Origin of the sequence: Verrucosispora sp. WMMA2121 (assembly GCF_027460185.1) — a bacterium.
In the GTDB taxonomy this organism is placed as follows: Bacteria; Actinomycetota; Actinomycetes; order Mycobacteriales; family Micromonosporaceae; genus Micromonospora; species Micromonospora palythoicola.
Genome location: NZ_JAPZBH010000005.1, coordinates 67,896 through 74,957 on the forward strand (window position 1 = coordinate 67,896; position 7,062 = coordinate 74,957).

Consider the following 7,062-nt stretch of genomic DNA (forward strand, 5'->3'; position numbering starts at 1 on the left):
TTGATCAAGAAGTTTTCGTCGCCCGAGCACGGTTTCTTGACGCGAACTTCTTGATCAACCGGGCAGGGGGTGGGGGTCAGGAGGTGAAGCCGACGCGCTGATTGGCGGAGGTGGCGACCTGGCGGATGGCCAGGGCGGCGTCGAGGGCGGCCACCGTCGACGACCAGCCCTTGTCCTCGGCGGAGTCGGGCAGGCCGGCGCGGTCGCGGGCCTGCTCGATGGTGTCCACGGTCAGCACGCCGTGGGCGACCGGCTTGCCCTCGTCCAGGGCGACCCGGGTCAGCCCGTCGGTGACCGACCGGCAGACGTAGTCGAAGTGGGCGGTGGCACCGCGCACCACCACGCCGAGGGCGACCACCACGTCGCAGCGCCGCGCCAGCGCCTGCGCCACCACCGGTAGTTCCACCGAGCCGGCCACCCGGGCCACCACCGCCCGGGCGCCGCACGCCTGCGCGGCGGCCACCGCCCGGTCGAGCATGTGGTCGGTCAGGTCACCGTGCCATTTTGCGGCGACCACACCGACGGTCATCCCGGCCGCGTCGACCGGAGCCGAACCCGGCTCCCCGAAACCCGCCATCTCGCCTACGCTCCGATCTCTGTGCCCGGCACCGTACGCCCCATCGGCGCTTCGGCGGCCTCGTCCAGCTGGTCCAGCAGGTGCCCCATCCGGTCCCGCTTGGTCCGCAGGTACCGTACGTTCTCCGGGTGCGGGCGCACCGGCAGCCCCTCGCGGCCGGTGATGGTCAGGCCGTAGCCCTCCAGCCCCGCCCGCTTGGCCGGGTTGTTGGTCAGCAGTCGCATCGAGCGCACCCCGAGGTCGTAGAGGATCTGCGCGCCGGTGCCGTAGTCGCGCGCGTCGGCCGGCAGCCCCAGGTCGAGGTTCGCGTCCACCGTGTCCCGGCCCTGGTCCTGCAACTGGTACGCCTGGAGCTTGTGCAGCAGCCCGATGCCGCGCCCCTCGTGGCCCCGCACGTAGAGCACCACGCCCCGTCCCTCGCGAGCCACCCGGTCCAGGGCGGCGTTGAGCTGCGGGCCGCAGTCACAGCGCACCGACGAGAAGACGTCACCGGTCAGGCACTCCGAGTGCACCCGGACCAGCACGTCGCGGCCGTCGCCGAGGTCGCCCATCACCAACGCCACGTGCTCGGCCGAGTCGTACTCGCTGCGGTAGCCCAGCGCCCGGAACACTCCGTGCTCGGTGGGCATCCGGGCGTCGGCGACCAGCTCGACCTGCTTCTCGGTACGCCGCCGGTAGGCGATCAGATCCGCGATGGTGACCAGGGTCAGCGAGTGCTCGGCGCAGAACTTCTCCAGGTCCGGCAGCCGCATCATGGTGCCGTCGTCGTTGACCAGTTCGCAGAGCACCCCGGCCGGGCGCAGCCCGGCCAGCCGGGTCAGGTCGACGGCCGCCTCGGTGTGCCCGGGACGGCGCAGCACCCCACCCGGACGGGCCCGCAGCGGCACCACGTGCCCGGGACGGGCCAGGTCCGTCGATCCGGTGGCCGGGTCGGCGAGCAGCCGGATGGTGTGCGCCCGGTCGGCCGCCGAGATGCCGGTGGTCACCCCCTCCCGCGCGTCGACGGTCACCGTGTACGCGGTCTGCCGCCGGTCCTGGTTGGTGTGGTGCATGGGCGGCAGGTCGAGCCGGTCGCACTCGCTCTCGGTGAGCGGTACGCAGATGAAGCCCGAGGTGTGCCGCACCGTGAAGGCCAGCAGTTCCGGGGTGGCCAGCTCGGCCGCGAAGATCAGGTCGCCCTCGTTCTCCCGGTCGGCGTCGTCGACCACCACGACCGGGCGGCCGGCGGCGATCTCGGCCAGGGCCTGCTCGATGTCGGCGAAGGTCATGCCGGCACCTCCGCCCCGTCGGCCGCGCGAGCGCCCAGCAGCCGCTCGACGTACTTGCCCAGCACGTCCACCTCCAGGTTGACCGGATCACCGACGGACCGGCTGCCGAGGGTGGTCGCCGACAGGGTGGTGGGGATCAGGCCGACGGTGAACCAGTCGTCGCCCACCTCGGCGACGGTCAGCGAAACCCCGTCGACGGTGATCGAGCCCTTCTCCACCACGTAGCGGGACAGCGCGGCGGGCAACCGGAACCGGACCGTCTCCCAGCGCGCCGCCGGCTCGCGGGAGAGCACCTCGCCCACGCCGTCCACGTGCCCCTGCACCAGGTGACCGCCGAGGCGGCCGCCCAGCGCGGCGGCCCGCTCCAGGTTGACCCGGTCGCCGGTACCCAGCGCGCCCAGCGCCGAGCGGCGCAGCGTCTCGCCCATCACGTCGGCGGTGAACACCCCGCCGTCGACCTCGACGACGGTCAGGCAGACGCCGTTGACCGCGATCGAGTCGCCGTGCCGTGCGTCGGAGGTGACCAGTGGGCCACGGACCGCTACCAGGGTCGAGTCCTCCGCCGTCGGGGTCATCCCGACGACCTCGCCCAGTTCCTCGACGATGCCGGTGAACATGCCTAGCCCTCCCTCTTCCGGGGCAGCGCGGTGATCCGCAGGTCGGGACCGACCTGCGTAACGTCGGTGAGTTCCAGGTCGATCGCCTCGGCGATGGTGCTCACACCCGCGTCGACGAGCGCGGCTGGCCCGGCGCCGAGCAGCCGGGGTGCGAGGTAGCCGACCACCCGGTCGACCAGGCCAGCGGCGAGGAACGCCCCGGCGAGCCGGGGGCCGCCCTCCAGCAGCACCGCCCGTATCCCCCGGGTGTGCAGGGCGGCGAGCAGCGCCGGCAGGTCCACCCCGCCGTCCGGGCCGGTGCCCACCTCGGCGGCGGTGGCCACCCAGGTGCGGGCGGCGCCGTCGCGGACCCGGGCGTCGTCCGGGGTACGCCCGGCCGAGTCGACCACCACGCGCAGCGGCTGCCGGATGGCCAGACTGCCGTCGCGCAGGTTGCGCACGGTGAGCCGGGGATCGTCGGCGAGGACCGTGCCGACGCCGACGACCACCGCGTCGACGGTGGCGCGCAGCGCGTGCACGTCCATCCGGGCAGCCTCGGAGGTGATCCACATGCTGGTGCCGTCGGCCGCCGCGGAACGACCGTCGAGGGTCGCCGCGTACTTCCAGATCACGTACGGCCAGCCTCGGCGCATGGCGGTCAGCCAGGCCACGTTGCCGGCCTCCGCCTCGGCCTCGCGGACGCCGACGTCGACCCGGATGCCGGCGGACTGCAACGTGGCCGCGCCGCCGGTGGCGACCGGGTTGGGATCCGGCACCGCGATGACGACCCGGGCCACCCCCGCCTGGACCAGCGCGGTGCTACAGGGGCTGGTGCGGCCGACGTGGTCGCAGGGTTCCAGGGTGACCACCGCCGTGCCACCCTTGGCCCGCTTGCCGGCCTGGGCCAGCGCGACGATCTCCGCGTGCGGTCCCCCGGCGTACGCGTGGAAGCCCTCGCCGACCACCTCACCGTCGGCGTCGAGCAGCACGCAGCCGACGACGGGATTGGGACTTGTGGTGCCGAGCCCGCGCGCCGCGAGTTCGATCGCCCGACGCATCGCCTCGTCCACGGAGACGCTCGCCATCGCCTGCCGTTGCCCTCTCGCTCGTACGCGCGGGCGGGGAGTTCGGCCAGGTGGCCACGGGCAGGCGGAGTCCGGGTACGGCACAGCCGCCCCGGTCGGGACGCGCGCACGCCGGAGCCCGGCGAGCCACACGGCCCCCTTCCGTCCCGCGCGCTGTCTCCCATCCGGACTGTCTGGGCGCGGACGAGCCGCCCCCAACCGTCGGCCCCGGATTCTCACCAGGTCCACCGGGCGGACGAACCGCTCCCGGGTCGCGGGCTTACCACGGTCGGACCGTGGATCACCGCCGGTTCGGAATTACACCGAGTCCCGCCAGCGCGTGGTGGGTACTGAGCAAAGTCTTACACGCCCGCCGGGGCGTCGGGGCACCCGGGCGAGCTACTTCACATGACGGTGACCGGGGTCGGCGACACCGCGACGACGGTCCACCGCCACGTACGAGCCGGGTTGGCTCTTGGCCACGGTCTTCATCTCGGAGGCGACCGTCATCGCCTCCAGCGGATCGGTGATGCGCTTGTCGGTGTCGGAGATCGCGACCCCGATGGAGAGGGTGACCAGCGCCGCCCGGCGGATGTTGCCGCGCCGGTCCTTCAACTCCACGTAACCGCGTTCCCGGTCGGTGGGATCGTAGAGGGCGTCCGCAGCCTTCTCGAAGTCCGCCGACACCCGCAGGGTGAGCGGCCGCACCTGCTCGGGCGTGCACACGAAGACGAAATCGTCGCCGCCGACGTGGCCGAGGAAGGCCGGCGGCAGGGCCACCGCGACCACCGCCCGGTGCAGGCTGCGGGCCAGCGCGGAGATGAAGCCGTCGCCCCGGACGAACCCGTACCGGTCGTTGACGCTCTTGAACCGGTCGATGTCGATGTAGCCGACGGCGTAGTCCGCGCCGCCACGGACCCGGTCAGCGATCTCCCGGCGGATCCGGCTGTTGCCCGGCAGGCCGGTCAGCGGGGAGACCTCCCGGAACTCCTTGTTGCGCCGCAGCGTGGAGCTGACCCGGGCGACCAACTCGGCGTTGTCGAAGGGCTTGACCAGGTAGTCGTCGGCGCCGGCGTTGAGCCCGTGAACCTTGTCCTGGGTCATTCCCTTAGCCGTCAACATGATCACCGGCAGGGCGGCGGTCATCGGGTCGGCGCGCAGACGTCGGGTCAGTTCCAGCCCGTCCACCCGGGGCATCATCAGGTCGACCACGGCCAGGTCCGGCCGCTGGCGTTCGATCAGCTCCAGTGCCTCCTGGCCGTCGGCGGCGAGGATCACGTCGAAGCCCTGCAGACGCAGGTTGAACTCGACGAAGCGGGCGATGTCCTCGTCGTCGTCGACGACGAGGATCACGTCCTTGCGATCGTCGGAGGTCTCCACGTCAGGCCCGGGTCGCCGCGCGCTCGGCCAGCCCGCGCAGCCGGCGTACCGCCTCGGCCGGGTCGTCGGCGCCGTAGACGGCGGTGCCGGCCACGAAGGCGTCGGCACCTGCCTCGGCCGCCTGTTCGATGGTGTCGGCGGCGATCCCGCCGTCGACCTCGATGCGCAGCTCCAGGTGGCCGGCGTCGACGTGCCGGCGCGCGGCGCGGACCTTGTCCAGCAACTGCGGGAGGAACCGCTGCCCGCCGAACCCGGCCTTGATGGTCATGACCAGCAGCGTGTCGAAGCTCGGCAGCAGGTCGAGGTACGGCTCGATCGGGGTGTCCCGGTCGATCGCCAGCCCCGCCTTGGCGCCCGCCGCCCGCAGGTCGCGGGCCAACGCCACCGGGTCGTCGCAGGCCTCGGCGTGGAAGGTGACGTTGTACGCCCCGGCGTCGGCGTAGCCAGGCGCCCAACGCCGCGGGTCGGTGATCATCAGGTGTACGTCGAAGGGCAGCTTGGTGGCGGCCCGCAGGCTCTGCACCACGGGCAGCCCGATGGTCAGGTTCGGCACGAAGTGGTTGTCCATGACGTCGACATGCAGCCAGTCCGCGGCGTCCTCGACGGCACGCACCTCTTCGGCGAGACGGGAGAAATCGGCGGCGAGGATGCTGGGCGCGACGATCGGCGGCGGTACGGTCACGGAGCCAGTGTACGAACGTGGCCAGCGGCCACGGCAGCGTGCCAGCAACCGGGACGCCTGGTGACCCGGAGGTGACCAATGGTGCAGAATGACCCCCTTCGAACCGGTGAAACGGAATGAAGCTCGGCTTCCACTGGCCAGACGACCCATTCGCGGCAACACTCCATCGGGGACGGTGACGGTATCGTGCAGGCCGGTGGGCGCGGGAGCCGGCAGCCGGGCGGCAGCTCCCGGAAAGGGCGGACGATGCGACGGTGGCTCGCGGCACTGGCGCTGGCCAGTGTGGCTGCGATGGTGCTCGGCGGCTGCGTGCGGCCGGGCGGAACCGACGGCGACCTCACCGACGACTGGCAGACACTGCGGGCACCCACGATGTTCGTCCCGGCCACCGACGCCTGCCTGCCCCGGATCACCTCGGTCGTGCAGGCGAGCACGTACGAGACCGTGGACTGCGCCCGCAACCACCTCGCCGAGACCATCCACGTCGGTACGTTCACCGACGACGACGCCGAGGGCGAGCGTCCGGAGCCGGGGTCGGCGGCGCTGCGTACCGCCCGGGCGGAGTGCGATCAGCGGGCCCGGCTGGTGCTCGGCGGTGACTGGCACACCGCCCGGTTGACGCTCAACATCGCCCTGCCGTCGGTGCCGGCCTGGAACGGCGGCGCCCGCTGGTTCCGGTGCGACCTGAGCGAGACCGACAGCATCGACAACACCCGGCCGGTCAACCGCACCGGCAGCCTGCGTGGCGCGCTGATCGGCGACTCACCGCTGGTGCATCGCTGCTTCGACCCGAAACTGATCGGCGACAGCCTGAACTACATGGCACCGGTGCTGTGCACCGAGCCGCACGGCGCGGAGTTCGTCGGTGTCTACGTCGAGCAGGACATGAGCTGGGAACAGTTCGTCGCCTCGGCCGGCCGGGCCCACAAACGGTGCATGGAGCTGATCGCCGCCTTCGCGGACGTGCCCAACAACGCCGACCTGCCCTACCGCGCCGGTTCCATCTTCTACCCGCCCTCGCAGCGGGAGTGGGAGGAGGGCGACCGGGGGGTGCGGTGCATCCTGTGGAGCGACGACCGCAAGCTCACCGGCTCGATGCGCGGCGTCGGCCCGCGGGGACTGCCCGTGACGTGAGCACGGCGCGCGAACGTCCCCGGCACCGTCCGATCCCGGTACCGTATGCTGCCGCTTCGACGGGCGGCAGCGGGAGGTCGGCGGGGATGCGGCGATGGTTGACCGGAGTCGCACTGGGTGCCGTGGTGGCGTTGGCGGCGACCGGCTGCACCAGACCGGCCGGCACCGACGGTGACCTGGTCGACGACTGGGCGTCGATGGCGGTGCCCGCGTCCTTCACTCCCGACTCCGGCACCTGCCACCGGCGACCGCAGGAGGTCGGTTACCTCAGCGCGTACGCCCCGGTGGACTGCGCCGAGCCGCACCAGGCCGAGACCCTGCACGTCGGTACCCTCACCGACGTGACCGGGAATCGGCCACC

8 protein-coding genes and 1 riboswitch are annotated in these 7,062 nt (G+C 72.4%); of the genes, 2 read left to right on the plus strand and 6 right to left on the minus strand.

Annotated features, from left to right (window positions below; all coding sequences use genetic code 11):
* Positions 1–76 precede the first annotated feature (76 nt).
* From ribH to rpe, 6 genes are all read right to left on the minus strand, one after another.
* Complete coding sequence (gene ribH, locus O7605_RS08895; protein ID WP_269737335.1) at positions 77–577, minus strand: 6,7-dimethyl-8-ribityllumazine synthase; 501 nt, start codon at positions 575–577, stop codon at positions 77–79.
* A 5-nt stretch (positions 578–582) separates the two neighbouring features.
* Positions 583–1,845 (minus strand): bifunctional 3,4-dihydroxy-2-butanone-4-phosphate synthase/GTP cyclohydrolase II, encoded by a 1,263-nt coding sequence (locus tag O7605_RS08900; protein ID WP_269737334.1) that lies wholly within the window; start codon positions 1,843–1,845, stop codon positions 583–585.
* Positions 1,842–2,462 (minus strand): riboflavin synthase, encoded by a 621-nt coding sequence (locus O7605_RS08905; protein ID WP_269737333.1) that lies wholly within the window; start codon positions 2,460–2,462, stop codon positions 1,842–1,844. Before O7605_RS08905 ends, O7605_RS08900 begins: the two co-directional genes overlap by 4 nt.
* 2 nt (positions 2,463–2,464) lie before the next feature.
* Positions 2,465–3,526 (minus strand): bifunctional diaminohydroxyphosphoribosylaminopyrimidine deaminase/5-amino-6-(5-phosphoribosylamino)uracil reductase RibD, encoded by a 1,062-nt coding sequence (ribD, locus tag O7605_RS08910; RefSeq protein ID WP_269737332.1) that lies wholly within the window; start codon positions 3,524–3,526, stop codon positions 2,465–2,467.
* A 148-nt stretch (positions 3,527–3,674) separates the two neighbouring features.
* Positions 3,675–3,847, minus strand: a riboswitch (FMN riboswitch).
* 57 nt (positions 3,848–3,904) lie between these two features.
* A complete protein-coding gene (locus O7605_RS08915; RefSeq protein WP_269737331.1) occupies positions 3,905–4,885 on the minus strand; it encodes a response regulator in 981 nt (326 codons plus the stop codon).
* Between the two features lies 1 nt (position 4,886).
* On the minus strand, positions 4,887–5,567 hold the full coding sequence (gene rpe, locus O7605_RS08920) for a ribulose-phosphate 3-epimerase (protein WP_269737330.1): 681 nt from the start codon (positions 5,565–5,567) through the stop codon (positions 4,887–4,889).
* A 246-nt stretch (positions 5,568–5,813) separates the two neighbouring features.
* Between rpe and O7605_RS08925 the strand changes: the two genes are divergently transcribed.
* Positions 5,814–6,701, plus strand: coding sequence for a septum formation family protein (locus tag O7605_RS08925; protein ID WP_269737329.1), 888 nt, complete (start codon positions 5,814–5,816; stop codon positions 6,699–6,701).
* An 86-nt stretch (positions 6,702–6,787) separates the two neighbouring features.
* On the plus strand, positions 6,788–7,062 hold a 275-nt coding region (locus tag O7605_RS08930; protein ID WP_443083906.1), incomplete at its 3' end, for a septum formation family protein.

Coding starts and splice junctions, on each gene's coding strand:
- ribH (WP_269737335.1), bottom strand. CDS start 577: ATGGCGGGTTTCGGGGAGCCGGGTTCGGCTCCGGTCGACGCGGCCGGG.
- O7605_RS08900 (WP_269737334.1), bottom strand. CDS start 1,845: ATGACCTTCGCCGACATCGAGCAGGCCCTGGCCGAGATCGCCGCCGGC.
- O7605_RS08905 (WP_269737333.1), bottom strand. CDS start 2,462: ATGTTCACCGGCATCGTCGAGGAACTGGGCGAGGTCGTCGGGATGACC.
- ribD (WP_269737332.1), bottom strand. CDS start 3,526: ATGGCGAGCGTCTCCGTGGACGAGGCGATGCGTCGGGCGATCGAACTC.
- O7605_RS08925 (WP_269737329.1), top strand. CDS start 5,814: ATGCGACGGTGGCTCGCGGCACTGGCGCTGGCCAGTGTGGCTGCGATG.